20 protein-coding genes are annotated in these 25,360 nt (G+C 74.0%); 9 read left to right on the forward strand and 11 right to left on the reverse strand.

The features are described from left to right. Positions 1-96 precede the first annotated feature (96 nt). Positions 97-2,415 carry a rhamnogalacturonan lyase gene (locus O4J56_RS02445; protein ID WP_456299791.1) on the forward strand — a complete coding sequence of 773 codons (2,319 nt, stop codon included), beginning with the start codon at positions 97-99 and terminating at the stop codon, positions 2,413-2,415. Positions 2,416-2,578: 163 nt separating this feature from the next. On the opposite strand, the gene O4J56_RS02450 is transcribed toward O4J56_RS02445, so the two are convergent. The 7 genes from O4J56_RS02450 to O4J56_RS02480 form a co-directional block, all read right to left on the reverse strand. Further along, the gene (locus O4J56_RS02450) at positions 2,579-4,231 is read right to left on the reverse strand and encodes a serine/threonine-protein kinase (protein WP_270683393.1); all 1,653 of its coding nucleotides are present in this window, start codon (positions 4,229-4,231) and stop codon (positions 2,579-2,581) included. Continuing rightward, a complete protein-coding gene (locus O4J56_RS02455; RefSeq protein ID WP_270683394.1) occupies positions 4,228-6,054 on the reverse strand; it encodes a serine/threonine-protein kinase in 1,827 nt (608 codons plus the stop codon). The genes O4J56_RS02450 and O4J56_RS02455 overlap by 4 nt, the downstream gene beginning before the upstream one ends. 178 nt (positions 6,055-6,232) lie before the next feature. Further along, positions 6,233-6,841 carry a CGNR zinc finger domain-containing protein gene (locus tag O4J56_RS02460; protein ID WP_270683395.1) on the reverse strand — a complete coding sequence of 203 codons (609 nt, stop codon included), beginning with the start codon at positions 6,839-6,841 and terminating at the stop codon, positions 6,233-6,235. Positions 6,842-6,903: 62 nt separating this feature from the next. Beyond that, a complete protein-coding gene (locus tag O4J56_RS02465; protein WP_270683396.1) occupies positions 6,904-7,836 on the reverse strand; it encodes a type IV toxin-antitoxin system AbiEi family antitoxin domain-containing protein in 933 nt (310 codons plus the stop codon). A gap of 72 nt (positions 7,837-7,908) precedes the next feature. Next, the gene (locus tag O4J56_RS02470; protein WP_270683397.1) at positions 7,909-8,241 is read right to left on the reverse strand and encodes a 50S ribosomal protein L7/L12; all 333 of its coding nucleotides are present in this window, start codon (positions 8,239-8,241) and stop codon (positions 7,909-7,911) included. 30 nt (positions 8,242-8,271) lie between these two features. Then, entirely contained in the window at positions 8,272-10,059 is a 1,788-nt protein-coding gene (locus O4J56_RS02475) for an ABC transporter ATP-binding protein (protein ID WP_270683398.1), read from the reverse strand. Beyond that, entirely contained in the window at positions 10,056-11,876 is a 1,821-nt protein-coding gene (locus O4J56_RS02480) for an ABC transporter ATP-binding protein (protein ID WP_270683399.1), read from the reverse strand. Before O4J56_RS02480 ends, O4J56_RS02475 begins: the two co-directional genes overlap by 4 nt. Before the next feature lie 78 nt (positions 11,877-11,954). Here O4J56_RS02480 and O4J56_RS02485 point away from each other — a divergent pair, with 78 nt between their 5' ends. From O4J56_RS02485 to O4J56_RS02495, 3 genes are all read left to right on the forward strand, one after another. Further along, a complete protein-coding gene (locus O4J56_RS02485; RefSeq protein WP_270683400.1) occupies positions 11,955-12,653 on the forward strand; it encodes a TetR/AcrR family transcriptional regulator in 699 nt (232 codons plus the stop codon). A gap of 84 nt (positions 12,654-12,737) precedes the next feature. Next, complete coding sequence (locus O4J56_RS02490) at positions 12,738-13,532, forward strand: hypothetical protein (protein WP_270683401.1); 795 nt, start codon at positions 12,738-12,740, stop codon at positions 13,530-13,532. 80 nt (positions 13,533-13,612) lie between these two features. Then, positions 13,613-14,158, forward strand: a complete 546-nt coding sequence (locus O4J56_RS02495) for a hypothetical protein (RefSeq protein ID WP_270683402.1) — start codon at positions 13,613-13,615, stop codon at positions 14,156-14,158. Here the strand turns inward: O4J56_RS02495 and O4J56_RS02500 are convergent. After that, positions 14,118-14,786, reverse strand: a complete 669-nt coding sequence (locus O4J56_RS02500) for a TetR/AcrR family transcriptional regulator (RefSeq protein ID WP_270683403.1) — start codon at positions 14,784-14,786, stop codon at positions 14,118-14,120. The genes O4J56_RS02495 and O4J56_RS02500 overlap by 41 nt on opposite strands. A 74-nt stretch (positions 14,787-14,860) precedes the next feature. On the opposite strand from O4J56_RS02500, the gene O4J56_RS02505 reads away from it, so the two are divergent. Then, complete coding sequence (locus O4J56_RS02505; RefSeq protein WP_270683404.1) at positions 14,861-16,408, forward strand: serine hydrolase domain-containing protein; 1,548 nt, start codon at positions 14,861-14,863, stop codon at positions 16,406-16,408. On the opposite strand, the gene O4J56_RS02510 is transcribed toward O4J56_RS02505, so the two are convergent. Then, entirely contained in the window at positions 16,350-16,922 is a 573-nt protein-coding gene (locus O4J56_RS02510; RefSeq protein ID WP_270683405.1) for a CocE/NonD family hydrolase, read from the reverse strand. The genes O4J56_RS02505 and O4J56_RS02510 overlap by 59 nt on opposite strands. A 160-nt stretch (positions 16,923-17,082) precedes the next feature. On the opposite strand from O4J56_RS02510, the gene O4J56_RS02515 reads away from it, so the two are divergent. From O4J56_RS02515 to O4J56_RS02525, 3 genes are all read left to right on the forward strand, one after another. Beyond that, complete coding sequence (locus tag O4J56_RS02515) at positions 17,083-17,982, forward strand: TIGR03619 family F420-dependent LLM class oxidoreductase (RefSeq protein ID WP_270683406.1); 900 nt, start codon at positions 17,083-17,085, stop codon at positions 17,980-17,982. Between the two features lie 291 nt (positions 17,983-18,273). Continuing rightward, positions 18,274-19,491 carry a DUF2786 domain-containing protein gene (locus O4J56_RS02520; RefSeq protein WP_270683407.1) on the forward strand — a complete coding sequence of 406 codons (1,218 nt, stop codon included), beginning with the start codon at positions 18,274-18,276 and terminating at the stop codon, positions 19,489-19,491. Positions 19,492-19,628: 137 nt separating this feature from the next. After that, on the forward strand, positions 19,629-20,717 hold the full coding sequence (locus tag O4J56_RS02525) for a DUF2293 domain-containing protein (RefSeq protein WP_270683408.1): 1,089 nt from the start codon (positions 19,629-19,631) through the stop codon (positions 20,715-20,717). Here the strand turns inward: O4J56_RS02525 and O4J56_RS02530 are convergent. Together O4J56_RS02530 and O4J56_RS02535 are read right to left on the reverse strand one after the other, a co-directional pair. Further along, positions 20,689-22,083, reverse strand: coding sequence for an MFS transporter (locus O4J56_RS02530; RefSeq protein ID WP_270683409.1), 1,395 nt, complete (start codon positions 22,081-22,083; stop codon positions 20,689-20,691). The genes O4J56_RS02525 and O4J56_RS02530 overlap by 29 nt on opposite strands. A 612-nt stretch (positions 22,084-22,695) precedes the next feature. Then, positions 22,696-23,880: a hypothetical protein gene (locus O4J56_RS02535; RefSeq protein ID WP_270683410.1), complete on the reverse strand. Its 1,185-nt coding sequence runs from the start codon at positions 23,878-23,880 to the stop codon at positions 22,696-22,698. Between the two features lie 188 nt (positions 23,881-24,068). On the opposite strand from O4J56_RS02535, the gene O4J56_RS02540 reads away from it, so the two are divergent. Further along, a complete protein-coding gene (locus tag O4J56_RS02540) occupies positions 24,069-25,349 on the forward strand; it encodes an alpha/beta hydrolase family protein (RefSeq protein ID WP_270683411.1) in 1,281 nt (426 codons plus the stop codon). The last annotated feature ends 11 nt before the right edge of the window (positions 25,350-25,360 follow it).

Raw genomic sequence — 25,360 nt, forward strand, 5'->3', positions numbered from 1 at the left:
CCGCGGTGGCCTGGGGCGCCTTCGGGCACCCCTTGGCGAGCAAGCGCTTTCCAGCTAGGGTGTGCCCTCCTTGTGTCGTGAGAGGGAGGTGCGCCCGTGACCTGCAGGGCGTGGGTGTCCCGAGGGCTCGTCGGCCTGGCCGGCGGGGTGTCCGCACTGGTGGTGCTGGGAGGTTCCGGGGTGGCGGCCGCCGCGCCGGAGCCGCCGGGACCGGGGTCCGGGGGGTGGTCCGGGCCGCGGTTGGAGGCGCTCGACCGCGGCGCCGTCGCGGTCGCCACGTCGGAAGGCGTTTTCCTGAGTTGGCGGCTGCTCGGCGACGAGGTCACCGGGCACGGCGGTGCGGGCATGGTGGGCCCAGCGTTCGACGTGTTCCGGGACGGGGAGCGGATCGCCACCGTCGAGGACAGCACCAACTACCTGGATGAGGGCGGTGCCCCCGGCGCCACCTACTCCGTCGCGCCAGCCGGAGCCGACGGTGCGGCCGGTGCGGGTGGAGCGGCCGGCGCGGGTGGGCCCGTGGGGGAGGCCGCCTCCTGGGCCGACGGCCACGGCGAGATCCCGCTGCGCACACCCGAGGGCGGGACCACCCCCGCCGGGGAGGAGTACGGGTACACCGCCAACGACGCCTCCGTCGGCGACGTGGACGGCGACGGACGGTACGAGGTCGTCGTCAAGTGGGACCCCACCAACTCCAAGGACGTCTCGCAGAAGGGCTACACCGGCCCCGTCTACGTCGACACCTACACGCTCGACGGCGAGCTGCTCCACCGCATCGACCTCGGCGTGAACATCCGCGCCGGCGCCCACTACACGCAGTTCACCGTCTACGACCTGGACGGCGACGGCCGGTCCGAGATCATGCTCAAGACCGCCCCCGGGACCAGGACGCTGTCGTACGGCGAGGACGGCCGCCGGACCGGGTCGGACTTCATCACCCTGCCGAAGAAGGACCGCAAGGCCGGGTACTCGCACGAGGACGACTACCGGTTGAGCGCCGAGGAGTACCGCGACCGCCTCGCGGAGACCTTCCTCGGCTGGCACGACCACCCCGAGGTGCGGGGCGGGGACTGGCCCGCGACGGTGGAGGAGGCGATGGGGGAGGAGCCCCGGTACGACTACCCGCTGGAGCGCGGGGACGCCGAGGCCCTCGCGGACCACTTCATCGACGACTACGCCCCCTCGCGCAGCGAGCGCAACGACCTGCGGTCGTTCGAAGGGTTCGTGCTGGACGGGCCCGAGTACCTGACCGTGTTCGACGGCGCATCGGGCAAGGAGCTGGACACCGTCCGCTACGAGCCCGGCCGGGGCGACGACGGGCTCCTGTGGGGCGACTACGCGATGTCGCGGATCGAGCCCGGGAACCGGGTCGACCGGTTCCTGTCCGGCGTGGCCTACCTGGACGGGGAGAACCCGTCGGCGGTCTTCGCCCGCGGCTACTACACGCGAGCGACCGTGGCCGCCTACGACTTCGACGGCAAGAAGATCCGCAAGCGCTGGCTCGCCGACAGTGGCCACGTGCCCATGGACAATCCGTTCGACGACGCCCCGCACGGCAAGGACGGGTCCGACCCCGAGATGGGCGCGCTGGCGAGCCAGGGCTTCCACTCCCTGAGCGCGGCCGACGTCGACGGCGACGGGCGGCAGGAGATCGTCTACGGCGCGGCGACCCTGGACGACGACGGGTCGCTGCTCTACTCCTCGACCGAGGACGGGGTGAAGTTCGGGCACGGCGACGCGATGCACGTGGGCGACTTCGACCAGAGCCGGGACGGCCTGGAGATCTGGACCGTGCACGAGGACACCTCGGCCCCGTACGGGTATGTGATGCGCGACGCGGCGACCGGGGAGGTCCTCTTCGGCGGCCGCACCGGGGCGGACACCGGCCGCGGCATGGTCGGTGATGTCGACCCGGACGTGCCCGGCGTGGAGGCGTGGTCGTCGGTCAGCTTCGACGGCGACCGGACGGGGCTGTGGAGCGCGGACGGCGAGTACCTCGGGGAGGAGACCCCGGGGACGAACATGAGCATCCGCTGGGCCGCGGACATGACAACCCAGGTCGTCGAGGGCAGGGCCACGGACGACGGCGCGGAGCCTCCCCGCATCGAGGACTGGGGGCGGGGGACGCTGCTCACCGCCGAGGGGACGCTGACCAACAACGGGACCAAGGGCAACCCGTCGCTGGTGGCCGACATCGTCGGCGACTGGCGGGAGGAGCTGCTGGTGCGGACGGAGGACAGCTCGGCGCTGCGGATCTACACCAGCACCGAGGTGACCGACCGGAAGCTGTACACGCTCATGCACGACCCGCAGTACCGCGTCGGCGTGGCCGCCCAACAGACCGCGTACAACCAGCCGGCGTACCCGTCGTTCCCACTGGCCTCGGACACCGACTGGGACCGGGTGCCGCTTCCCTAGGTCCTGTCCGGAGTTCCCCCTGACCCGGCTTCTCAGGCGTTGATCTCGACGAAAGCGCTGCCGAATTCGCCGGGATGACAGCACTTCCGTCGAGATCATCGACGAGGGGGCGCCTACGCGGCGGGGTGTCGCCGAACTCCGGACGGGATCCAGGAGCGGGCCGCTACGTGCAGTCCGCGTAGTCGGTGGAGAAGGTCCGGCCGGGGGCGTCGTAGCAGAGCCCGACGGCGGGGAAGCCGGTGATGTCCTCGCGGAACGCGGGGTCGGAGAGCGTCAGCAGCCCTTGTTCGGGGGCGTCGGCGAAGGTGACCTCGATCCGTTCGGGGGTGCCGTCCGGCTTCTGCCCGATGTCGGAGGCGTAGGGCGGCTCCGGCCGGAGGGAGGCGTCGCGGACGGCGACGCCGAACGAGGCCGGGGCCTGCGACAGGGCGCCCCGGCCGGACCTGACGACGGTGAAGGTGAGCCCGTCGCCGGTGCGCTCGGCCTTGAGGACGTCGAGATAGGCGTACTCGATGGACGATTGGGCGGTGAGGAAGCGGGCGGGCTCGTCCCACGCGCCCTCGACGCTCTCCGGGGCGCTGTCCTCGGGCCCGACTTCGACGGACGCGCTGAACCCGGCGTTATCGCCCTCCGCGGTCGCTTCCGGCGGCGGCCAGGCGGCGGTGTCCCCGCCCCCGTTCCCGTCGGCGCCGCCTCCTCCTCCGTCGTCCCCGCCTTCCCCGCCCTCCCCGGCGGCCGCGTCGGAGCCGGTCGGGGCGGGCGTCTCCCCGCCCTGCTCGGCCTGCGCCCCCGGGGGACCGTCCAGCAGCACGGAGGAGGCCACCCAGGTCCCCGCCGATCCGAGGACGAGGGCGGCCGTCGCCGCCGCACCGAGGAGCAGCGGGCGCCGGAGGCGTCGCGGCCTCGCGGTCGGTATCCGCGGTGGGGGCGCGGAGTCGAACCCGGTCCACGCCTCGGTGACGAGCACCGTGGTCAGGGCGGTGTCGTCGTCCGCGGCCGACTGCCGTTCGGGGGAGGACAGGCGCAGCGAGGCGCGGAGCGCGTCGGCGGCGGCCGGCCTCTGCTCCGGCGACTTGTGGAGCGCCGGGAGGACGAGGCCCTTGAAGGCGGGCGGCAGGCCGTCCAGGTCGGGGTCGGCCCGGGCCACCCGGTGCGCGAGCACGGCGGGGTTGCCGGTGCCGAACGGGGGGCGGCCGGTGCCCGCGTAGGCGACGAGGCCGCCCCAGGCGAAGACGTCGGAGCGGTCGGTGGCGGGGGCGCCCCGGTAGCGCTCGGGGCTGGTCCAGCCCGGGGTGCCGATGAGGCCGCCGGTGCGGGTGAGGCCGGTCTCCTCGGGGATGTGCGCGATCCCGAAGTCGAGCACCTTGGGGCCGTCGGGGGAGAGGATGACGTTGCCCGGTTTGAGGTCGCGGTGGACGACCCCGGCGTCGTGGATGGCGCGCAGCGCCTCCGCCGACGCGGACGCGAACGCCGCGAGGCGTGCGGGGTCGAGTGGGCCGTGCTCGGTGACGTGGGCGCGCAGGGTGGGGCCGGGGACGTACTCCGTCGCCAGCCAGGGTGTCGCCGCGTCCAGGTCGGCGCCGTGGAAGCGGGGGACGTACGGGCTCTGGACGCGGCGGACCAGGGCGATCTCGCGGGCGAAGCGCGCGCGGAACTCGCGGTCGTTCGCGTATTCGGGGTGGACGGTCTTGACGGCGAGGAGGGAGCCGTCGGCGGCGCGTCCGGCGTAGACGGTGCCCATGCCGCCCGCGCCGATCCGGGCGACGAGCCGGTAGGGGCCGAGGGCCTCGGGGTCGCCGGAGTCGAGCGGCTTCACGTGTCCTCCCCGGTCTCGGCCCAGGTGTGCGAGTCGGCCGGGTCGCGGTCGGGGTCACTGGAGCCGTCCAAGGCGAGGGTGGCGTCGCACATGTAGCCGCCGTGGAGGACGGTCAGCCCCCAGCCCTCCCCGTTCTCGTCGAAGCACATGGAGTACGGGAACTCCGGGACCGGGGTGAAGCCCCAGAAGTCCATTTCATCGATCGAGTAGTGGAGTTCTCCGACCGGCGGGGCGTCGGGCACGGTGAAGGAGAACTCGGCCTGAGGGGCCTCGGCGGTGACCGCGGCGAGGGGTTCGCCTTCGGCGGTCGGGTACTCGTTGTAGGAGCCGTAGAAGTCGTAGGCGTCCGCGCCCGGGTCCGTCTCGGCGGTGGCCTGGTACGCGCGGAGCCAGAGGACGCGGAAGTCGTCGGCGTGCACGGTGAAGCTGCCTTCGTCCTGGGCGAAGGTGGCCGTCCCGGTGAACCGGACCCCGTCGTCGGTCCGTTCCGCCGCGTCCATGGCGATCGTCGCGAGGATGGAGCTCTCCTCGATGTTCTCGCCCGTTCGGACCGTGAAGACGTCCGACTCCACGGAGACGTCGGCGGAGACGATGTCCCGGGTCGGCTCGGGGGCCTCCTCCACAAGGCCCGGACCGCCGTGGCCGGCGTCCTCGATGGTGAGGTCGGACGCGCCCGATGGGCCCTCCTGCCCTTCGGCGGAGCCGTCCTCCGAGGAGCCGCCCTCCGAGCCCTGACCGGACGCGGATTCCTGTCCCTGTCCCCCGGAGTCACCCTCGGAGCGCAGCATGCTCCCCGCGACCCACCCGCCGGCGACGACGAGGGCGACGGCCGACGCCGCGGCCACGGGGATGAGGAAGCGCCGCTTCTTGCGCTGGGGCGCGGGCGGCGGCGGGGCGTAGGTGGGCCAGGTGCGCGTGTCGGTCGCCGTGTGGTCCGGCAGCGGCTCCCATTCCTCGGTGAGGACCTGGGTGATGGTGGCCTGGGGCTGCTGGTCCGCCTGAGGGCCGAGCACCCACTGCAGCGCTTGGGCGGCGGTGGGCCGCCGCTCGGGGGCCTTGTCGAGGGCCCCGGAGACCAGGCCGGCCAGTGGGCCGGGGACGCCGTCGAGCTGCGGCGGCTCGCTCATGGCGCGGTAGGCCAGGACGTCGGGTGGGCCCGACCCGAACGGGGCGCTGCCCGTCGCGGCGAAGGCGACGAGCCCGCCCCAGGCGAAGACGTCGGCGGCGGGGGAGGGCGGGGCGCCCGCGTAGAGCTCGGGGGCGATCCAGCCGGGGGTGCCGAACAGGCCGCCGGTGGCCGTGATCGCGGTCTCCTCCAGGGCCCGGGCGATGCCGAAGTCGAGCACCTTGGGGCCGGTGGGGGCGAGGATGACGTTGCCGGGCTTGAGGTCGCGGTGGACGATGCCCAGGCCGTGCAGGGCCTGCAGGGCCTCGGCGACACCGGCGGCGAAGGCGCGCAGGCGGGCGCCCTGGAGCGGGCCGTGGTCGCGGACGTGGGCGCGCAGGGTGGGGCCGGGGACGTACTCGGTCGCGAGCCAGGGGCGCGCCGCGTCGGTGTCGGCGCCGAGGAAGCGCGGGATGCAGGGGCTCTGCGCGCGGCGCACCAGCGCGACCTCGCGGGCGAAGCGCGCCCGGAAGTCGGCGTCCTCGGTGAGTTCGCGGTGGACGACCTTGACGGCGGCGGGCCGGTCCTGCGGGGTGAGGGCCGCGTAGACGGTCCCCATGCCCCCGGCACCGAGGCGGCCGAGCAGCCGGAAGGGGCCGGTGGTGGAGGGATCGTTCGGTCCGAGCGGGGGGACGCCCGGTGGAGGGGTCTGGGCCACGGGGGACTCTCGTGCGGGGGTGCGGTTGACGTAGGGATGATAGGGCGACGGGGCGGCTTGGGGGCCCAGTGACCTGATTCGGCCACTTTCGGCCGTTCGCGCCCGCCATGCCCGGCCCGCTGCCCTTGGTCGGCTCCCTCCTGGTCCGTTCCCCCTTGGTCTGCTCCTCCCTGGACCGCTACGCCTGGACCGCCTGCCTGCGGGCGTAGGCGCGCGCCGCGCGGGCGCGGTCGCCGCAGCGGGTCGAGCACCAGTGCCGGCGCGGGTGGGTGCGGAGGAGGTAGCGGTCGCACGGCGGCGACCCGCAGGCGGCGAGCCGCTCGGCCTCAGGGGAGGTGAGCAGTTCGGCGGCGTTGTCGGCGAGCGCCGCGAGGGCGTGGTCGACGGCCTGGTCGATCGGGTGCGCGGCGGAGCGGTGGAGGCCGCGCTCGGAGTCCCAGGCCAGGAGCGCCGCGGAGGGCACCTTGGTCATGGCGGCGTTGACCGCGTCGAGAGCCTCGGCGGGCGCGGGGAGCCCGTCGACGCGGGCGGCGAAGAGGGCACGGATGTGCTCCCGGAGCGCGCGCATGCGCGAGGAGCACAGCTCATAGAGGACGGTGTCCGGCGGCGCGAGGCCGCGTTCGACCAGCCACCGCGCCGCATCCCTGGGCGTCCCGAGCAGGTCGACCCGCTTCCCGCCGGGAAGGCTGACAGAACTGTCCGCAAAGTCGAGCGCCGGAAACAACTCCGCACCGGGAGCGGGATCGATCTCCGCACGCACGGCGTCGACGCTCAAGGGATCTCCCATGGGGTTCATGGTAGGGCGACCGCCTGAACGTGGGGCTTACGGGAGGTCGGCGACGTCCGGCCTCACCGCAGGGCCTCGGAGATCGTCTTCACCACCTCGTCCAGGTCGGGGAGGTCCCTTCGGCTGATGCGGAGGAGGTGGGCGTCGGGGTGGGTGTCGAGGATCGCCTTGTGGCGGGCGCAGTCGGCTCGGGTCAAAGAGGACCACGGGGCCTCTACGGCCACGGGGCCACTGTTCCACCACAGGTGCGCGTAGGCCGTGTTCCCGTCGGGGAGGGGGAGCGGCCGCTGCAGGTCGTCGGGTGGGATCCCGGCGTCGGTGCATGCCAGGCGGATCCTCGTTTGCAGGGGGTTCTGGGCGCGGCCGTCGCTGAGGGGCCACCACTCGCGTGACCTCCGGCATCCGGGGCGGCCCGCGTTGGCGGCTTCCAAAGCGGGGAGATGGTCGGCGCTCACCAGGCCCAGGTGGACCGCCGAGTCCATCAAGGCCACGGCCGTGTCCCGGTCCGATTGGAGGACCGCGTCCCGCAGTGTCCGCTCCGGGACCGTGATCCGCAGGCCATGGCGGACGGTCACCTCTCGCGGGGCGATCCTCCAGGTGTTCGTCCGGATGTGTGCGGGGTTCACGGCCTTCGGCGGGTGGGGGAGGGTGAAGTGCAGAGGGTGTCCGAGGCCCTGGAGCCCCCGGAGGCCCCATAGGAGTGCGGCGGTGGTTCCGGATGCGACCGCCCTCGGGCCGAGTGCCAACTGTGCCGCCTGTGCGTGCCGGAACAGGGGCAGCAGCGGCGCACGCCGCGCTGCCGGGAACGGTGGGAACGGGTGGACGCAGTAGACCCCGGGGAGCGCGAACGCTGTTCGCCACCGGCGGGCCTCCAACAGCCGGCGGATGTCGGTGCGGGACAGCCCGCAGGCGCGGGCCTGGTCGGCCGTGATCAGGCCGTACTGGCAGGAGGCGGTCCGGTGGGCGTGGCGCAGATCCGTCCGAAGCGGTGCCATGACCGCACTGTGGACGGAAGGGAAGGACAGCGGGGAGCGGGTTCGAGGGGTGTGGACAACGGGGCGGCGCGCTCAGGAGAGGGCGTCGATGAAGCGGGCCGCCTCCGTCTCCGTCATCCCCGTCTCGGCCGCCACCGTCCGCACCGCGTCGGCGATCCGGTCCGCGTCGCGCAGCTCCCGTACCCGGTCGGCCAGGCTCCCCGGCGGGACGACGTACCCGGGGAGCGGCCGTCCCGCCTTGAGCGCGTCGGCGACCTCCTTGGCCGGTGCGAGCGGCAGCCCCGTGGCCTCCCGCAGCTCCTTGATCGCAAGGATCTGCTTGCCCTGCGCCACCAGGAGCCGCACCCGCTCCAAGGCCTCGGCCGTCAGGGGGACAGGGGTCTGCGGAGCGCGCTTGCCGAACATGGGCCGGATCGTACCGGAGCGCCCTTGGCCTCAGGTCGCGATGGCGGCGAACTGCGCCCGGTGCAGCCGCGCATAGGCGCCGCCCGCGTTGAGCAGCTCCTTGTGCGACCCCTGCTCCACGATCCGCCCCTCCTCCATCACCAGGATCACGTCCGCGTCGCGGATCGTGGACAGGCGGTGCGCGATCACGAAGCTCGTCCTCCCCTGGCGCAGCGTCGCCATGCCCTGCTGCACCAGCATCTCCGTGCGGGTGTCCACCGAACTCGTCGCCTCGTCCAGCACCAGGATCGACGGCTCGACCAGGAACGCGCGCGCGATGGTGATGAGCTGCCGCTCCCCGGCGCTCAGCCCGTCGCCCTCGTCGTCGAGCACCGTGTCGTACCCCTCGGGCAGGGTCCGGATGAGGTGGTCGGCCTGCACCGCCCGCGCCGCCGCGACGACCTCCTCGCGCGTCGCCTCCGGCCTGCCGTAGGCGATGTTCTCGGCGATCGTGCCCCCGAACAGCCAGGTGTCCTGCAGCACCATCCCGATGCGCCGCCGCAGGTCCGCCCGGGTCATGGCCGCGATGTCCGCCCCGTCCACGGTGATCGTGCCCGACCGCAGCTCGTAGAAGCGCAGCAGCAGGTTGACCAGTGTCGTCTTCCCCGCGCCCGTGGGGCCGACGATCGCCACGGTGGTGCCGGGCTCCACCTTGAGGGACAGGTCCTCGATCAGCGGCTCGTCCTCCTTGTAGCGGAACGACGCGCCGTTGAAGACCACCCGTCCGGCGTCCTCCTCGGGCTGCGCGGGGTCCTCGGTGTCGGCGCTCTGCTCGTCGGCGTCGAGCAGCCCGAACACCCGCTCGGCCGAGGCGACGGCCGACTGGATCTGCCCGGCCGTGGACGCCAGCGTCGTGACCGGCTGGTTGAACTGCATGACGTACTGGATGAACGCCTGGATCTCCCCGATGGTGAGCGCGCCGGACGCCACCCGCAGCCCTCCGACCACGGCCACGAGCACGTAGGCGACGTTCCCCAGGAACGTGGTGGCCGGGGCCATCAGGCCCGATACGAACTGTGCCTTGACCGCCGAGGTGTACAGCTCGGAGTTGTGCTCGTGGAAGGCCTGGGCCGACTCGGCATGGCGGCCGAACGCGGTCACCAGCTCGTGCCCGGTGAAGGCCTCCTCGATGTGGCCGTTCAGGTTCCCGGTGGCCGCCCACTGCCGCTTGAAGTGCGGCTGGGCGCGCCCGCCCACCCAGCGCACCGCCCACAGCGTCACCGGAACGGTCGCCAGCACCACGAGGGCCAGCAGCGGCGAGATCACCGCCATCATCACCACGGCGCCGATGAGCCCGAGCATCGAGCTCAGGAGCCGCGTCATGATGCCCTGCGCGGTCTGGGCCAGGTTGTCGATGTCGTTGGTGACGCGCGACAGCACCTCTCCGCGCGGCCGGGCGTCGAAGTACGACAGCGGCAGCCGCGCCAGCTTCGCCTCGGAGTCCTCGCGCAGCCGGAACGCCGCGCGCTGGGTGACCGCGGTCGTCGCCCGCCCCAGGAGGACCTGGCCGACGCCCGCGACGGCCGTCATCGCCGCGACCGCGCCCAGGATCCACCAGGCCGGGGACAGGGACGCCGCCTCCCCGCGGGCGAACCCGAGGAACGCGTCGGTCGCCCGCCCCAGCAGCATGGGGGTGAGCGTGGACAGGCCGGTCACCGAGACGGTCAGGACGAACACCGCGGTGAGGGGGCCGCGCTCGCGCCCCAGGCGGGCCAGGAGCCGCTTGCCCGTGGCCGCGAAGTCGGTCGCGCGCTGGCCGGGCGCCTGCTGCATGCTCATGAGGCCTCCTCGGGGACGAGCTGGGAGTCGACGATCTCGGCATAGGTGGCGCTGGAGGCGACCAGCTCGTCGTGGGTGCCGACGGCCTCCACCCGGCCGGCGTCGAGGACGACGATGCGGTCGGCCGAGCGGATCGTGGAGACCCGCTGCGCGACCACCAGGCGCGCGGTGTCGCCGAGGTGCTCGTCGAGCGCGGCGCGCACGGCCGCGTCGGTCGCGGTGTCCAGTGCCGAGAAGGCGTCGTCGAAGACGTAGATGCGGGGACGGGCGACCAGCGCGCGGGCGATGGCCAGGCGCTGGCGCTGGCCCCCGGAGACGGTGGTGCCGCCCTGGCCGATCACGGTGTCCGTCCCGTCGGGGAGCCCCCGTACGAAGTCGGCGGCCTGGGCGATCTCCAGCGCCTGCCAGAGGCGCTCGTCGTCGGCGCCGGGGTCGCCGTAGCGCAGGTTCGAGGCGATCGTCCCGGAGAACAGGTGGGCCCGCTGGGGGATCAGGCCAACGGCCTCCGCCAGGCTGCGCCGGTCCATGTCGCGCACGTCCGTGCCGTCGATGCGCACCGACCCCTCGTCGGGGGTGAGCAGCCGCGCCACCAGCTTCACGAGCGTCGTCTTCCCCGCCCCCGTGGAGCCGATGACCGCCGTCGTCTCACCGGGCCGCACGGCCAGGTCCACGCCGTGCAGGACCGGCTCCTCGGCGCCCGGGTAGGAGAAGACGACCCCGGACAGGTCCAGGCGTCCCGGCGGCCCGTCGTCCTGAGAGGGGGATGCCGCCGGTGCGTCCGCGCGCGGCGCGGGCCCGGCGGCGGCCGGCCCGGTGACCGCGCCCTCGGTGATCGCGGGCTCGGTGTCGAGCACCTCCTTGATGCGCCCCGCCGCCACACGCGCGCGCGGCGCCAGGACGAACACCGACATCGCCATCATCACGGCGATGAGGATCTGCGCGAGGTAGTTCAGGAACGCGATCATCGCCCCGGCCTGCATGTCGCCGTCGACGATGCGCGGCCCTCCGAGCGCGACGACGGCGACGGAGGCCAGCACCGACACGGTCATGGCCGAGGCCCCGAAGTAGGCCTGCAGGTGGCCGAGCCGCCGCGCGACCCCGGTCAGCGCGGTGTTGGCCGCCCCGAACCGCTCGTGCTCGCCGCGCTCGCGCACGAAGGCGCGGATCACCCGGATGCCGGTGATCTGCTCGCGCAGCACCCGGTTGACCTCGTCGATGCGGCCCTGCATGAGCTGCGAGGGCCCGGTCATCGCGGAGATGACCAGGGCGACCGCGACCACCAGCACCGGGATCGCCGCCGCCAGGACCCAGGTCAGGGCGGCGTCCTGGCGCAGCGCCATCACGATCCCCCCGACGCCCATCAGCGGCGCGGTCACCAGCAGCGTCAGCAGCATGAAGACGAGCATCTGGATCTGCTGGACGTCGTTGGTGGTGCGGGTGATCAGCGAAGGGGCGCCGAAGCGCCCGAACTCCTCGGCCGAGAACCCCTGCACCCGGGTGAACAGCGCGGCCCGCAGGTCGCGGCCCAGGCCCATGGACGTCTTCGACCCCAGGTAGACGGCCCCGGCGGCGGCGGTCACCTGCACCAGCGTCGCGGCGAGCATGAGGCCGCCCTGGCGCAGGATGTAGCCGGTGTCGCCGCGTACGACCCCGTGGTCGACGATGTCGGCGTTGAGCGCGGGCAGGAGCAGCAGCCCCAGGGCCTGGACGAGCTGCAGGGCGAGCAGGAGGGTGATCTGCGGGGCGTAGGGCCGCACGCGGCCCTTCAGGAGGGGGACGAGCGTCGGCGGCGACGCCGTCCGGGAGCGGTTCGGCATGGGCCCGAGCCTAGCCGAGGGGTTGCCCTGAGTGTAATTTTTTATCGGGGTGAATCTTCGCCTTGGTAGAGTGTCCGCGTGGACAAGCCCCAGAGCCTGCGCGAACGCAAGAAGCGAGCGACCCGGGTCACGCTCGGCCTGGCCGCTTTGGACCTCTTCGAGGAGCGGGGGTTCGACAACGTGTCCGTGGCCGAGGTCGCCGACGCCGCCGACGTCTCCAAGAAGACGGTGTTCAACTACTTCGAGGTCAAGGAGGACCTCGTCCTCGGCTTCGGGGCCCACCACATCGGCGAGCCGGCCGAGGCCGTGCGCAGCCGCAAGCCGGGGCAGACCCCGCTGGACGCCATGCGCGACTACGTGATGACCGCGCTGGAGGAGCGCCAGCCCCTGCTCGGGCTGAGCGACGACCCCATCGTCAAGCGTGTGCTGAAGCTGGTCAGGGCGACCCCCGCGCTGCAGGTGCGGCACATGGAGTACATGGAGATGACGCGGGCGCGCCTGGCGGAGGCGCTCGTCGAGGAGAAGGGGTCCCGTCTCACGGCGCGCCTCGTGGCCACGCAGCTGTACTCGACGCAGCAGGTGCTCGCGGCGGAGAACGCCCGGAGGGTGCTGGAGGGGGAGTCGCCCGACGACGTCTACCCGGACGCGGTGGCCAATGCCCGGCACGCGTTCGACTGGCTGGAGCGCGGCTTCGGGGACCTGCTGCGGCGCCCGCCGGAGGGGGAGCGGGGGAACCCCGCGGAGGGCGGGGGCGTCTCAGAGGCGCCGGTGCCGTGAGGGGGCGTGCGCGGTGCGGGCCGCGCACGCTGAGCATTCCTATTTCTCCCGTTTCGTCGGTTTTCCTGGTCTAAGGTGTCCGTCATGAACGGACCACATCCACCCCATGGGCCCCAGGGGCCACAGCCGCCCCTGCCGCCCCAGGGACCACCGCCCCAGGGGCCTCCGCAGGGGCCGCCGCCCGGGTCCTTCGGACCTCCCGGGCACCCCGGGCCGCAGGGCGGCCCGCCCCAGCCGCCGAACCGGCCGCCGAAGAAGAAGAGCAGGGTCGGCGGCTGCCTCGCCATCGGGTGCGGCGTCCTCCTCGTCCTGGTCCTGGCGGCCGGGGGCGGCGGAGCGTACTACCTCGGCTGGTTCGACAGGGACGACGGGTACGCGCGGCTGGTCGGCGTGTGCCCGATGGTCGACGAGGACAAGGGCGTCGAGCTCTCCGGCGACCCGTCGCAGGTCTACGAGTCCGACCCGTGGGAGATCCCCGGATCGGTGGTGACCGAGTACGCGTGCCACTTCCCGATCGAGTACGGCGACCGGGAGCACAACGACACCCGGGTGTCGGTCCTGCTGCACGCCACGACGAACAACGGGATCTCGCGCGCGACCGGTGAGAAGACCGCGGAGGTCTACTTCACCGAGTCGATGGTGGAGAACAACGGGCTGACGCCGACGACCTGCAGCGGCGGCCGGGAGATCCACTCGGGCTTCGACGGCGGCGGCGAGACGCGGCGCGCGATGGCGGGGGCCAGGGTGGCGAACCTGGTGTTCGAATCGGCCGTCGACCCCGCGGAGGACAGCGAGGCGGGCCTCTCCCCGGACGAGCGCAAGGCCGCCGCCGAGGAGCTGCTCTGCGGAGCGCTGGAGAACCTTCCGCCGAAGGAGTAGCGGTCGACGGTGCCGACCGCAGCCCGGCGTGGCATGGGGATGGAACGCCGGGCCGCCGCGGCGGCGTCGGAGGGGGCGTGGTGAGATTCAGGCGGATCGACAGGGATCCGGACGCTCCCGTCGCGGTGGCGGCGGTCATCATTGTGGTGTGCGGCCTGTTCGCCGCCTTCCTCTTCGCGGCCTCCGCCGACATCACCACGAACAGCGTCCGGGACGTCCGCGCGGCCTACGGGGGCCGCGGTGAGTCCGGCACGGTCACCGTCACGGACCTGCGGAAGGCGAGCGGCCGCGGCTCGGACAGGTGCATCGCCGCCTTCCGTCCCGACGCGGGCGGTCCGCCCCTCGAAGAGGTCCGAGTCCACATGGACGGGCCCTGCGAGATCGGGCGCACGGAGGAGGGCGCCCGCCTCGTCGAGGGGGAGAGGCACATCTTCTCCGCGGGCGACTACGACCGCGCCTTCGTGGACGGCAACGCCGGCGGCTCGATCACGGTCCTCATCCTCATGAACCTCTTCTGCCTGGGCCTGGGCATCCCCTTCGCGTTCTTCGCCCTGGCACTAACGGCCCAGCTCGCCACCACCCTCGTCATGAGGGCGCGTCGGCGTATTGCCGGCACTCGCCGGTGAACACCGAGGCCAGCTCGGCCTCGATGACCGACGCGCAGTGCGCGGCCGCCGCCTCCCCGCCGGCCCCGCCCCCTTCGGCACCGCCTGCGCCGTCGCGGTAGACCTGCATCGCGAGCCCTTCGGTGACGGCGGTCAGGCGCACGGCCGCGGGCCACGGGTCCAGGTCCGGATCGACCTCGCCGCACTCCTTGCCGTTGTGCACGGCGCGGGCGACGTCGCGGCGCAGCCGACGGGCGGTCTCCGCGTCGACCTCCGCCAGGGCGGGGGCGTCCAGGGCGCGCCCGGCGAAGGCGAGGGCCACGCGGTACTCGGCCCGGCGCTCCTCGTCGAGGGGGAGGAACTCGGCCATCACCTCGGCCATGACCCGGGCGATCGGGCGGCGGTGCTCGGTCCCCTGCCGGATGTGCCCCTCGGCGCGGTCGCGGATGCGGGCGCTGACGGTGGTGAACGCGTGCAGCAGCATGTCGTCCTTGGTGCGGAAGTAGTGCTGCACGAGCCCGACGGACATCCCGGCGGCCGCCGCCGTGCGGGCGACGGTGACCGCGTCGAGGCCGTGGTCGGAGATGAGCGCGCAGACGGCGTCGGCGATCTGGCGGCGGCGCTGGTCGTGGTCGGCTGTTCGCGGCACTTGATAACCGTATCAGCGTACGGTAAAAACCGTATGCATATACGGTTATCCGTTCCCCGCCTGGAGGAGCCCCCATGCGCATCCGCCTGCGCCGCACCGCGGCGGCCGCCACCGTCCTTGTGTCCTGCCTTCTGCTCGGCTCCGTCCCGGCCGCGGGGGCGGGGACGGATGCCGAGACGGATGCGGGGTCGGCCGCCGCCGGTCGGTACGGCGAGCTCGACGCCTACGTCCGCGAACGGATGGAGGCCACCGGGGTGCCCGGCCTCGGCTACGCCGTCGTCGGCCCCGACGGGCCGCTGCACCGGCGGACCTGGGGGACCGACGGCCGGGGCGACCCGGTCGACGGGCGCACCCCCTTCCTGTGGGGGTCGGTCGCCAAGCCGGTCGCCGCGACCGCGGTGATGGTGCTCGTGCAGGAGGGGCGGCTGGGGCTGGACGACCGGGTCGCCGACCACCTGCCGGCGTTCCGGTTCGGCGGTCCCGGCCACGCCTCCCGGGTCACCGTGCGCCACCTGCTGAACCAGACCGCGGGCATCCCCGCGTCGGCCGTCGGGGCCGTCGACTGCACCGACCCCGACTGCCCGCCTCCGGCCGGGCGCCTCGGCGCCCTGGACGGCGTGCGCCCGCTCGGGCCGCCGGGCACCGCCTACGCCTACTCCAGCGCCAACTACCTGGTGCTGGCGGCGGTGGTCGAGGCCGTCACCGGGCGCACCTACGCCGAGCACGTCCGCGAGGCCGTGTTCGACCCGGCGGGGATGGACGGGGCGATCGCCGGCCGGGACGAGGCCGCCGAACGGGGCCTGGCACCCGGGCACCTGCCCTTGTGGGGCGTTCCGGCGCCGGTGGCCGACGGCGTCGACGACGGCGGCGCCGCCTACGGGTACACCGGGGGCGGCCTGGACGACCTGGCGGCCTTCGCCGCCTTCCAGCTCCGCGAGGGGCGTACCGCCGACGGGGAGGAGGTCCTCACCCCGGAGTCCGTGCGGCTGATGCGGGAGGAAGGACGGCTGAGCCCGGACGGGGAGGGGACCGGGTACGGCCTGGGATGGCGGGTCGGCGGCCTGGACGCGCCGCTGGACGGCGCGGTCTGGCACACCGGTGCGGCTCCCGGCTACTCAGGGATGCTGTTCCTGATGCCGGACGGGGAGCGCGCGCTCGTCGTCGAGCAGAACATGCACGGTCTCCTGCAGGACGAGGCGGTCATGCAGGTCGGGTTCGGCGCGGCGCGCATCCTCGCCGGCGGGGAAGCGCCCGAGGAGGCCGGGGCGGCGCTCCACCACTCGGTGGTCTGGGGGACCACCGCCTTGGCGGTGCTCATGATCGCCGCCGCCGTGCGCTCGGCCGTGCTCGTCGTGCGGCCGCCCGGGGTGCGCGCGCGGCGGCGTGCGGGGGCGGCGGTGCTGTGGGGTGTGGCGGGGGCACTCCCGGGACTCGGCCTGGCCGCGCTCGTCGGGGTCATGGGGGCCAGGCTCCCCATGACCTGGGTGCCCGACGCCTGGGCCGCGCTGGTCACGGCGGCGTCGGCCGGTGCGCTGGTCGTGGTTCTGCGGTGTGTGCTCTTGTTCAGGCCGTCAGGTGCAGGGCCGACGGCCTCTCCCGGTCGGCGAACACCTCCTGGGTGACCGCCCGCATCGTGGGTCCCCGCTCGCCGGTGCCCAGGTTCCTGTCCCAGAGCGGGAAGGCACCGCTGTAGAGCGCGGAGTCGTACGCGCTTGAAGGGGCGTCCTGGATGACGGCCGCCTTCCACTCGGGTGCGCTCTGCGAGGCCAGGTCCCATTGCGTGTACCCCAGGAAATTGGCCCCCCAGGTGGCGAAGGCGCCCGGGAACCACGGGCGGGTGCGCAGCCAGGCGAGCGTGTCCTCCGCGTCGCCGGGGTCGAGGTGCCAGCCGTGGAAGCGCCCGGCCGACCCGGCCGTGCCGCGCACGCTGAGCAGGAGGACCTGGTAGCCCCGCCGGGCGAGCAGTTCCGGGAGCAGGCCGGTGTTCGCGCGTCCGTAGGGCGTCCGCATGAGCACGAGGGGCGCGCGCGGGGCGGAGGCGGGGCGGTACCGGTCGGCGAGGAGGGCGCCGCCGCGGACGGGGACGGGCAGGTCGCGCTCCACGCGGACGCGGAGGATCCGGGCGACGGCACTCATGGGGCTCCGTTCCGCGGGACGGGTTCGGGGTCGCGTCGAAGCCAACGTATCGAATCTTCAGAAATCCTTGAAGAGTGGTGGGAGGGGGCCCCGCGCTGGAAGCGCATTCCGGGGCGTAGCGTGTGGCCGAGCAAGCGACCCCCATACAGGAGGGCTCCCCATGAAACTGGGCTTCTCGCTCCCGCAGTTCGGTGCCGCCGCGCACCGTCCCCGCGACATCGCCCGCTTCGCCCGCCAGGCCGAGGAGATGGGCGCCGACAGCCTCTGGGTCGGCGACCGGCTGCTCGCCGCGGTCGACCCCGAGGTCGGCTACGCCGGGGCCGACTACATCCCCGAGCAGTTCAACGCCGCCCTCGACCCGTTCACGGTCCTCGCGGCCGCCGCGACCGCGACCGAGCGCGTGCTCCTGGGCACCAACGTCATCAACGCCCCCTGGTACCCGCCGGCGGTGCTCGCCCGCTCCTTCGCCAGTATCGACCTGCTCAGCGGCGGGCGGCTGCTGCCGGGCCTGGGAACCGGATGGTCTCCGGAGGAGTACGAGGCGGTCGGCGTGCCGATGAAGGAGCGCGGGCGCCGTCTCGACGAATGCCTCGACGCGCTCGACGCCCTGTGGGGCGAGGGGACCGTCCGGCACAGCGGCCGCCACTGGTCGATCCCGCGCAGCCACATGGACGCCAAGCCGGTCCAGAAGCCGCGCCCGCCGGTCTACCTGGGCGGGTTCGCCCCCGCCGCCCTGGAGCGCGTCGGGCGGCGGGCCGACGGGTTCCTGCCGATCGCCGTCGTGCCCGGGATGGCCGACCTCGCCCTGGCCATCGACCGGCCGCTCACCGCCGTCCGGGAGACCGCCGAGCGCAGCGGGCGGGACCCGGGCGCCCTGGACGTGGTCCTGAGGGTCAACCCCACCGCCGAGGCGTCGGTCGAGGACATCGCCACCACCGTGCTGGAGGCCGGGGAGCACGGCGTCGGCCACGCCTTCGTGGACCTCCTCTACCTGGCCGAGGACGCCGACCGGACGCTCGACCTGGCCGCGCGGATCCTGGAGAAGGTGCGCGAACGCTGATAAGCGCCCTGGAACACCCTTTCCGGTAAAAGAGTGAAATGTGCATTGTGCGGCAATCCGGGAACGGGTTCGGACGTGATGCGCTTCACTTTTTCGGCGAGCCCCGCACTTCCTGCGATTTCGCGCCTTAGGACAGGTGGAATCACCCTTGTGGGCACCGCCGGGTACGGTTAGCTTTTGCGCGGAAGACCCGTTCCGCCGGTCCCGCCCCTCGGCGCGAGGGGGCGGGGCCACCCCCGGCCCCGGCGGCGCCCGTACCGGCGGCCGGGCGGGTCCTGGCAGACTGGACGGGTGAGCGAGGCAGAGAAGGCGTCCGAGCTGATCGGTTCGGCGGTCGGCGCCGTCCGTGACGACGACGAGGCGGGCGTGGACGCCGCACTCGCGCCGCTGGCCGATTCCTCCCGCCCCGAATGGGCGCGCACCGTCGACCGCGCCCTCCTTTCCGTTCTCACCTCGCACGTCGCCCACGCCTGGCGGCGGAATTGGCAGCCCGCCGAACTGGTCCGGCACGCGGGGCGCGAACTGGGCGCGGACGCCGAGCGGACGTGCGCCGACGCCGTGCTCGCCGAGCACCGCGAGCGCCCCGGGGCCGCGCTCGACCCGCGCTGGCGCGAGCAGCTCCATTCGCTGGAGGCCGACGCGGCCGAAGGCGCGGGGGCGGTCCGGCCGGGCGCCGCGCACCTGACCCGGTTCGAGGCCGTCGAGCTCGCTCTGAGGCTCGCGGTGCTGCTGGAGGCCGTGCCGCCGCTGCAGCGGCTGTGCGCCCGCCCAGGGGAGGCGGAGGCGCCCGTCGCGGGACCGACCGGCTCGCCCAAGCTCGACCGGGTGCGCGCGCTGCTGGCCAAGGCCGAGTCGACCGAGTTCCCGGACGAGGCCGAGGCCCTCACGGCCCGCGCCCAGGCCATGATGGCCCGGCACAGCATCGATGAGGCGCTCCTCCGCGCGGGCGGCGGCCCCTCGCCGGAGACGGTCGGCGTCCGGCTCCCCGTGGACGCCCCCTACGACGAGCACAAGGCGACCCTGCTCAACGTGGTGGCCGAGGCCAACCACTGCCGCGCCGTGTGGCACCAGGAGCTCGGCCTGTGCACGGTCGTCGGGCGCCCGGCGGATGTGGAAGGGGTGGAGCTGCTGGCGGCGTCCCTGCTGGCGCAGGCCGCCTCCGCCATGGTCGCCACCGGGGCGCGGCGCGAGAAGGCCGGCCGCTCGAACCGGAAGGCGTTCCGCGCCTCCTTCTGGGCTGCCTTCGCCGACCGCATCGGGGAGCGCCTGGAGCGCAGCGCCCAGGAGGCCGAACGGGAGGCCGCCGCCGAGCACGCCGCCGAGGGGCGGGACCTCGTTCCGCTGTTCGCCGAGCGCAAGCGCGAGGTCGACGCCGCCGTGGACCGCATGTTCCAGGAGCTGACCTACTCACGCGTCCGCGGCCCCGCCGACATCGACGGCTGGCACGCCGGGAGGGCGGCGGCCGACGACGCCGCCCTGCGCGCGCGGGAGCGGCTCCGGGGCGCGTGAGGTGCCCGGCGCGGGAGGTGTGCGAGGCGCGCGCGTTGCGCCCGGGGTCCCGCCCGGCGTTGCGGGCGGTTCATCTGTCTGTACGGTGTTCGGGCGCCGAAGGTTCACCGGGAATTCGGAAATGATGTGGAGGGCGTGTGGGACCGGCTGATCTGGACACCAGGCTGGGGCGAAGGGTGGCCGAGGCCGCGGACGCGGCGGTCGCGCGCCGCGGGGCCGTCTCCGTGCTCGACGTGTTCACGTCCCTGGGCTGGCTGACCGACAAGGCCGTGGACCGGTGGCGCCGGCAGGCGGTGCCCTCTCTCCAGCACGTCGTCCAAGTCGCGCCGGACAAGCTGCGTACGGCCGTCGAACTCCTGGAGGTGTGGGCGCAGAGCAGGGGGATGGAGCGCGAGGAGGGCGAGTACCTCGCAGCCGCCCGCGAGCGGCGGGAGCTGCGCTTCCTCGACGCGCCCGAGGGCTCCGGGGGCACCGGGGACACCGGGGAGCGCGCGTTCCGCACCCACTGGATCGCGCCCGATGCCACCACCGCCCAGCGCAACCGCGAGCAGAAGCGCCGCACCAAGGCCCCCGACCTGGTCGTGCAGATGGCCTCCGACAGCTGGGAGTGCGCCGCCTGTGGGGCCGAGAACGAGCTCTTCCGGCTCATGGAGGAGTCGAAGCCCCACTGCATGGAGTGCGTCGACATGGGCCACCTGGTGATGCTGCCCTCCGGCGACGCCGCGCTCACCCGCCGCGCGAAGAAGGAGAGCAGGCTCTCCGCGGTCGTCGTCCGCTGGGTCTCCTCCCGAAAGAAGTTCCGCCGGGTGGGCCTGCTGGTCGAGGAGGGCGCCCTCGAAGAGGCCGAGCGCCAGTGCCTGGCCGACGAGGACGCCCGCGCGCGGCGGCGCGAGCGCGACGCCGAGCGCAGGGCGGTGCAGGACGTCGAGTTCCAGGAGAGGTTCGCGGCCGAGATCCTGCAGCGCTTCCCGCTGTGCCCGAAGGAGCGGGCCGAGCGCATCGCCCTGCACACGGGGGCGCGGGGCAGCGGCCGCGTGGGGCGCTCGGCGGCCGGGCGCGACCTCGACCCCGGGGCCGTGCGGCGCGCGGTCATCGCGTCGGTGCGCCACGAGGACACCCCCTACGACGACCTGCTGATGGGCGGCGTGCCGCGCGAGGAGGCCCGCGCGCGCATCGCCGCCGACATCGACCGCGTCCTCAGCGCCTGGGGCGAAGAAGGACCGTGACGCACACGGCCGCCACGGCCGCCGCCGCGCCCAGGGCGAGCGCCACGGTGTGCATCGCACCGGTGGCGCCGCTCCCCGACAGCGCGCCGCCGGTCAGGGCCGCCAGCACCGCCCCGACCGCGGCGATCGCCACGGTCTCGGAGGTGATGCGGACCGTGTTGAACAGCCCGGCCGCCGTCCCGGCCCTGTCGGGGGCGACGCTCCCGATGGCCAGCCCGTCCAGGATGCCGTTGGTCAGCCCGGCACCGGCGCCCACGAGGGCGAACGGCGCCAGCAGGGTGAGCGGGGTGCTGTCTGGGCCCATCCCGGCCAGGAGTGCGGCCCCGCCGCCGGACAGCAGCACCGCGCCGGTGACCGTCACCCCGGCGGGCAGCCGCTTGGCCAGCGCGGTGCCGACGGCGGGCAGCGCCACGGTGGGCACGGTCAGCATCAGCAGCCACGCCCCCGCCCGGCCGGGCTCCAGGCCCACCACCGCGATGAGGTAGGTCGGCAGGTACACCAGCAGCGGCACCAGGACGGCCATGATCGCCCCCGCCGCCAGGGCGAAGGCCAGGAACCGGCGGTTGGCGAGCAGCGGCAGGTCGAGCAGCGGGGCCGCGGCGCGGCGCTCGGCGAGGGGCAGCAGGGCCGCCGCCACCGCCGCCGCGACGGCGGCGCCCAGCACGGGAGGCGAGCCGAAACCGCGCTCGGGCCCTTCGACGAGCACGGTGATCAGCAGCAGGAGCGCGGTGGTGAACAGTCCGGCCCCCGCCCAGTCGACCCTGCGCCCGGGGACGCCCGGCGACGGCGGGAAGAACAGGCCGAGCAGCACCACCGCCCCGGCGACGGCGGCGGGGACGGCGAACACCGCCCGCCACCCGGCCAGGTCGACCAGCAGACCGGCGACCGTCGGGCCGAACGCGGTGCCCGCGCCCAGCACCGTGCCGAGCGCACCGAACGCCCGTGCGCGGGCGGGGCCGTCGAAGACCTCCGAGAGGATCGAGGAGCCGCCGGTGAGGGCGGCCGCCGCGCCGATCCCCGCCAGCGCGCGGGAGGCGTCCAGCACGAGGATGCCGGGGGCCAGGGCGCTCAGGGCGCCCGCGGCGCAGAAGAGCCCGGCCCCGCCGAGGAAGACGCGCCGTTTGCCCAGCACGTCGGCGAGGGCGCCGGACAGCACCAGGAAGGCGGCGAAACAGGCGTTGTAGGCGTTGACCACCCACTGCGTCGACGCCAGGGAGGCGTCGAGGCCGCTCCGGATGTCCGGAAGCGCCAGCGAGGCACCGGTGATGGTCAGGGGGAAGGCGAGTGTGGACAGCAGGACGGAGATGAGGACGACCCTCTTGCGCGCGTTCGTGAGCGCGTGGGCCGTCGGAGAAACGGTCTGCACGGGATCTCGGCTCCGAGGTCGATGGTGGAGCCGGGCAGCATGAGGCGCCGCACCGGCGATCGGCTCTGGTGCGGCGGAGCGAGTCCTGGAGTACGCGCCGCCGCTAAGGGCGGCGCACTCTGTCCGAGATGGGCATCGCTGGAACGCTAACGCGGGGTGGCCTCAGAAGGCCACACGTTTTCCGGCCGTCGGCACGGTCCACAGGAGCGAGAGATGAGGGCGCGTCCGCTGGAACGATGGAGCGTTCGTCTTCTGCGGCCGTCCGTTTCCTGGGGCGCCGTGGTCGGGTGATCGGGTTCGGGTTCCATCCCCATCGGCGGGCCCACACCGCCCCAGGGTGTGCGCGGTGGTGCAGGTCAGCTGGCTCTTTCGCGGCCCCGGTATGCGGGGCGGCTCGGCAGGTGCCCCGCATATGGGCCCCGGCCGAGCGGCGGGACTCTGGGGTGCGGCGTTCAGGACGGCGACGAGGGCGGGTCGGCGGCCTTTCCGACAGTGCCGGATGGGCCGTCGGCTTCCTCGTCGCTGCTCAGCGGGGTGACCACGCACACGCCGGGCGGCCGGCGACGTCTGTCTGCGTCGTTGCTGCTCCGGCCCTGGGGTGGTGGGCGGGTGTCAGCTGTTCGGGGGCGACGGCGGGGGGTCCGCGCCGCCACCCGAGGGGCGGAGGCCCATCGCTCGGCGGGTGAGGCCGGGGAGGACGCTCCGCTTCCGCGGTGGTTCCTCGGCGGGGGCGGGCGATGGCGCGGACCATGCGGCGGCGGCCATCGCCGCGGTGCCGGCAGCCTCCGCGATGTCGTTGGAGCCCGGCGGGTCCGGGTCCTCGTCGGGGACGTAGGCCAGCTCCTCCGGGGAGCCCACCACCAAGGCGCCGCTCGCGCGCAGGTCGTCGATGTCCTCGGCGCTCCACGCGGCCACCTGGTCGCGGAAGCGCGGAGGGACCGCCACGCGCGGACCCCGGTCCTCCCGGGCACGGAACGCGTCGACGATCTCGTCCCGGAGGAGGGCCCCCTCCTCGTGGGACCACCCCTGTGCGGCCAGGCGGCCGTTGAGGGCGCGGAGCACCTCGGCCTCAGCGGCCGTCACCCCGCCGTGCACGGTCGTCCCCTCGGTCGGGGCCGGAACGCGCTCCGCCTCTTCGGAGAGCCCGGCCGCCTCCATGAAGCGGTGCCAGAGCCGCCCCGACCCGGACCCCGGGTTGCAGACGACGGCGACCCGGTCGGGCCCGACCAGCGACGCCCATCTCCCGGCCAGCCTTCCGAGCCCGAACGCGCGCCACATGTGGGCGTCGGGCTCCTTCTCGATGCTCTCCCAGCCCCGCGCGCGCTGCGCGGCCAGTCCGTTGACGAATCGCGGGAACCCCGCCGTGCGCCCGTTGCGCACGTGCTGCTGCCAGGACGACGGGAGCAGACGGCCCAGGCCGCGCGCCGTGACCACCACCCGCACCTCGTCGGCGCCGAGTTCGTCGATCACCCTCTGCGCCGCGTCGGACCTCACCACCGCGAGGGCCTCGGCGGAGACCACCGCCGTCCCCGCGCACGAGCGCACCTGGTCGCGCAGCCGCTGCCACCAGGCCTCCTCGGCGGCCGCCCTGCGCGCCCCGACCCACGGGTACTCCGCGCCGAGCAGGCCGTAGGTGGCCGCCTCGTGCGCGTTCACCCGCACCGGGCCCTCGCCCTCCGGCAGCGGGTAGACCACCCCCAGTGCCTCCAGTGCGTCCGTGCGCTCCTCCAGCATCCGCTGCAGGTAGGTCGTGCCCGACTTCTGGACGCCGATGTGCAGGACGAGGCGCTGCGCCACGGCCGGTCACTCCCATCGGTGGTGGACGTACGGGGTCGCCGCGAACCTACCTGCGGCCGGGCGACGCACAGGCGAACGGAGGGCGAATTCCGCTGCCACGCACGGGGCGCACGGGGGTGGTGGCACTACCGGGAGCGACGTGGTCGCCTACTGGAGCGGAAAGCGTCTGCCGCATAACATCTTCCCCCATGGACTCCCTCCTCACCCCCCGCTTCCCGGACGCGGTGGCCGTGGGCGCCGTGGCCGCGGGAGCGGTCGTCGCCTTCACCGCGCTGCCCGCGGCCGCCTCACCCGCGGAACCCCCTGCCCCCGAATCGGTCACGTTCGACCTGCCCGACCCCACCGGCCCCTACGACGTGGGCACCGCCGAACTCCGGCTGGTCGACGAGGACCGCACCACCCCGTGGACCGACGACGTGCGCGAGCTGGCGGTGAGCGTCTGGTACCCCGCCAGGCACGGACCGGGCGACGAGCCCGCGCCCTACGCCGACCAGCGGGTCGGCGACCTGTTCACCGAGTACCAGGTGGGGCAGCGGTTCGAGGGCGTCGACTGGGAGAGCGCGGCCGGGTCCGCCGTCCCCGGCGCCCGCGTCGACCGCAGGGCGGGCCGGCTCCCGGTGCTGCTCTACTCCCCGGGCGCCGCCGTGCCCCGGGTCTTCGGCACGAGCATGGCTCAGGACCTCGCCTCGCACGGGTACGCCGTGGTGGCCGTCGACCACACCGGGGAGGCGCCGGTCCGCTTCCCGGACGGGCGCTTCGACGACGGGGACCGGCACTGGGCGGACGAGCCGAACCTCATCACCGGGTTCACCAAGGCGCGCGTGCCCGACACCCGCTTCGTCCTGGACAGCGTGGAGGCCGCGACGCGGAAGGGGTGGACCGACGCCGACGGGCGCAGGCTGCCCGGCGGACTGGCCAAGGCGCTCGACCCCTCCACCGTGGGCATGTTCGGCATGTCCCTCGGCGGCGCGACCACCGTGCACGGCATGGGCGCCGACGAGCGCATCGACGCCGGGATCGACATGGACGGAAGCGTCGACTACACCTCCGACCCGGAGTTCGCCGAGCTCTTCCCCACCGCCGACGAGGGCCTGGACCGGCCGTTCATGTTCATGGGCGGCAGCCGGGTCCAGGACGGGGAACTCCTGCCCAACACCCACCACACCTTCGAGGACTGGGGGCGGCTGTGGGACAACTCCACCGGCTGGAAGCGCGACGTGGGCTTCGCCGAGGCGCGCCACTACTCCTTCACCGACTTCCAGGTGATCATGCCGCAGATCGCCGACGGCCTCGGCCTGTCGGAGGAGCAGGTGCAGGGGACGATCGGAACCGCCGACGACCCGCTGCGGCTGGAGGCCTCCCAGCGCGCCTACGTGCGGGCCTTCTTCGACCACCACCTGCGGGGTGAGCCGCGCCCCATCCTGGACGCCGACTCGCCCGAGCACCCCGACGCACGCCTGGTCGACTGACGAGGGGGAGG

It is taken from the genome of Nocardiopsis endophytica (assembly GCF_027706725.1).
In the GTDB taxonomy this organism is placed as follows: Bacteria; Actinomycetota; Actinomycetes; order Streptosporangiales; family Streptosporangiaceae; genus Nocardiopsis_A; species Nocardiopsis_A endophytica.

What these genes read in the sequence shown, in the direction of transcription:
- O4J56_RS02460 (WP_270683395.1), bottom strand. Translation starts at nt 6,841, where the DNA reads ATGGGAGATCCCTTGAGCGTCGACGCCGTGCGTGCGGAGATCGATCCC.
- O4J56_RS02465 (WP_270683396.1), bottom strand. Translation starts at nt 7,836, where the DNA reads ATGGCACCGCTTCGGACGGATCTGCGCCACGCCCACCGGACCGCCTCC.
- O4J56_RS02470 (WP_270683397.1), bottom strand. Translation starts at nt 8,241, where the DNA reads ATGTTCGGCAAGCGCGCTCCGCAGACCCCTGTCCCCCTGACGGCCGAG.
- O4J56_RS02475 (WP_270683398.1), bottom strand. Translation starts at nt 10,059, where the DNA reads ATGAGCATGCAGCAGGCGCCCGGCCAGCGCGCGACCGACTTCGCGGCC.
- O4J56_RS02480 (WP_270683399.1), bottom strand. Translation starts at nt 11,876, where the DNA reads ATGCCGAACCGCTCCCGGACGGCGTCGCCGCCGACGCTCGTCCCCCTC.
- O4J56_RS02490 (WP_270683401.1), top strand. Translation starts at nt 12,738, where the DNA reads ATGAACGGACCACATCCACCCCATGGGCCCCAGGGGCCACAGCCGCCC.
- O4J56_RS02505 (WP_270683404.1), top strand. Translation starts at nt 14,861, where the DNA reads ATGCGCATCCGCCTGCGCCGCACCGCGGCGGCCGCCACCGTCCTTGTG.
- O4J56_RS02510 (WP_270683405.1), bottom strand. Translation starts at nt 16,922, where the DNA reads ATGAGTGCCGTCGCCCGGATCCTCCGCGTCCGCGTGGAGCGCGACCTG.
- O4J56_RS02515 (WP_270683406.1), top strand. Translation starts at nt 17,083, where the DNA reads ATGAAACTGGGCTTCTCGCTCCCGCAGTTCGGTGCCGCCGCGCACCGT.
- O4J56_RS02540 (WP_270683411.1), top strand. Translation starts at nt 24,069, where the DNA reads ATGGACTCCCTCCTCACCCCCCGCTTCCCGGACGCGGTGGCCGTGGGC.